This is a genomic window from Streptomyces sp. NRRL B-24085 (assembly GCF_001282115.1).
In the GTDB taxonomy this organism is placed as follows: domain Bacteria; phylum Actinomycetota; class Actinomycetes; order Streptomycetales; family Streptomycetaceae; genus Streptomyces.
The window spans coordinates 1-2,145 of sequence record NZ_LJBR01000603.1; the positions used below are offsets into that span (position 1 = coordinate 1).

The following is a 2,145-nucleotide window of genomic DNA, read 5'->3' on the forward strand; positions in this document are numbered from 1 at the left end:
CCTCACCCACGGCGCCCTCGCCCTCACCACCCCCGACCCCACTCAGGCCGACGCCCACTACCACCAAGCCGAGAACCACCCCGACGCCACCACCTTCCCCTTCGAACTCGCCCGCATCCGCCTCGCCCACGGCACCCGCCAACGCCACACCCAGGGACGCAAGACGGCACGTCACGCACTGACGCTGGCGGCCGAGGCGTTCGAGCGGCTCGGTGCGGTGACCTGGGCCGAACGCGCCCATGCCGAGCTGCGGGCCACCGGCGCGACCGTGCACGCCTCCTCCGCCCACCTCGCGGCGCTGACCTGGCAGGAACGCCGGATCGCCGACCTCGCCGCCGGCGGCCTCACCAACAAGGAGATCGGCGAGCGCATGCACCTCTCGCCACGCACCGTCAGCTCACACCTGTACCGCGTCTTCCCCAAGCTCGGCATCACCAGCCGAGCCGCACTGCGCGACGCACTGGGCAGGTTGTCCGACGACCAGAAGGTGTGACCCCGCGCCGGCGGGTGTGACCCCGCGCTAGCCGCGGTGGGTGCGCAGGCCGTACTCGTCCAGCCAGCCGAGCACATAGTCGGCGACGAACCGCCATCCGTTGTCGATGACCAGGGAGTGGGCGCGGTCCGCGAACTGCTTGAGGTCGGTGACGGCTGTGGAGTCGCCGTACTGCTTGTACGCCGCGCGCGTGACGGAGTCGGGTACCAGCAGGTCCTCCTGGCCGGAGATCAGCAGCAGCGGGCCACGGTCGGCGTTGCCGACGTCCACCACGGCGTGCCGTTCGCGTGCCGCGCTCGCGTGTCCGAGGTCGTCGAGCAGACGGCGGGGGGCGGGAACGACGTAGCGCTCGAAGAGCCGGTCCGACTCCTCCGCCGTGGCGGTGTTCGCGAACACCTGGTGGAACTGCCCCGGGGAGAGCGTCACCAAGGGTTCGGCGTCGGTCGGGTCCGGGGTCCACAACCGGGCCGGGGCTTCGGGCAGTGCGAGGTCGTTGATGGGGGCGGGCGCGATGGCCACGGCGGCCCGGCCGATGTTGGCGGCGAGGAGGTGCTGCGCGATGAGACCGCCGACGGAGTGGCCGACGATCACCGGAGCGGTGTCGAACGAGCGGACGATGCCGGCGTAGTGGTCGGTGAGCACGTCGAGGCCGATGCCCGCGATGGTCCCGGGCGACCTGCGCAGCTCCCCGACGGCGGCCGCCTCCCCCGGCCAGCCGGGTGTGAACGCGTGGAACCCCCGGCCTGCGAAGCGCTCCGCCCATGACTCCCAGGACAGCGCGTGCAGCCAGGTGCCGTGGATGAAGACGACGGGAGTGGGGTTCACAGCGGGCTCCTCCGAGCGTGACGATCATCCGGCTCCGGCACGCCGGCGACGGTTTCAGCATCGTTGAGGGGCTGGTCGGGGGGCGACAGTCGAATGACTTAATGTTCATGGCCGACAGCACCCTCAGGGGCGGGAGCGCCCCGGGGAAGCGCCTTCGTTCGAGGCGACGGGGATGAAGAACCGGCTCCGTTTTCCGGGGCGCCCGCTGAGCACCCCGCACCCTGACTCGGGCGAAGTGGACGGTCAAGTGACTTATGAACGACGCGTCCGAGGCGACCAGGGTGGATGGCGTCAGCTTTCGCCACGGGGAAGGATCCACCCGCAATGAGCAGCAACCAACCCGGTGTACAGTCCCGGCCTCCGTCGTACGCCTGCCCGGAGCTGGTCCTGGACGTCCAGCGCGTGCTGGACGTCGCCGCCCGGCAGACGATCAGGGCGGAGTTCCGTTTCGACCCGGCGGCTCCCCTTGCCGTATCCGTGGTGCTGGTCGTCGAGGGCGGTCCCCGGGTGCTGTGGCGGATCGGCCGTGACCTCCTGCGACAGGGCCTCCGCTCGGCCAGCGGCCTCGGCGACGTGCAGATGTGGCCGGCGCGTTCCGAGGGCGGTGGCACCGCGTGGCTCCAGTTGGCCTCCCGGGACATGGCGGCTCTCTTCGAACTCCCGGTGCCCCCGCTGGAGGAGTGGCTGGAGCACACCTACGAGCTCGTACCCGCCGGCCGCGAGCTGGCCGAGGTCGACTGGGACGCGGCCACCGCGGATCTGCTGGCGGGTTCCTGAGGATTCAGGGCCGGCCCACCACCGCGGATGTGTTGGGGGGGTTCCCGGGG

General features: G+C 71.3%; 3 protein-coding genes. 2 read left to right on the plus strand and 1 reads right to left on the minus strand.

Going from position 1 to position 2,145, the window contains the following annotated elements:
* Positions 1–493, plus strand: a 493-nt coding sequence (locus AOJ26_RS40140) for a helix-turn-helix transcriptional regulator (RefSeq protein WP_199828928.1), incomplete at its 5' end; no start/stop codon positions are given.
* 27 nt (positions 494–520) lie between these two features.
* Here the strand turns inward: AOJ26_RS40140 and AOJ26_RS40145 are convergent.
* Positions 521–1,318 (minus strand): alpha/beta hydrolase, encoded by a 798-nt coding sequence (locus AOJ26_RS40145; RefSeq protein WP_053853268.1) that lies wholly within the window; start codon positions 1,316–1,318, stop codon positions 521–523.
* Between the two features lie 324 nt (positions 1,319–1,642).
* Here AOJ26_RS40145 and AOJ26_RS40150 point away from each other — a divergent pair, with 324 nt between their 5' ends.
* The gene (locus AOJ26_RS40150; RefSeq protein ID WP_053853269.1) at positions 1,643–2,095 is read left to right on the plus strand and encodes an SsgA family sporulation/cell division regulator; all 453 of its coding nucleotides are present in this window, start codon (positions 1,643–1,645) and stop codon (positions 2,093–2,095) included.
* Positions 2,096–2,145 lie beyond the last annotated feature (50 nt).

What these genes read in the sequence shown, in the direction of transcription:
- AOJ26_RS40150 (WP_053853269.1), top strand. Translation starts at nt 1,643, where the DNA reads ATGAGCAGCAACCAACCCGGTGTACAGTCCCGGCCTCCGTCGTACGCC.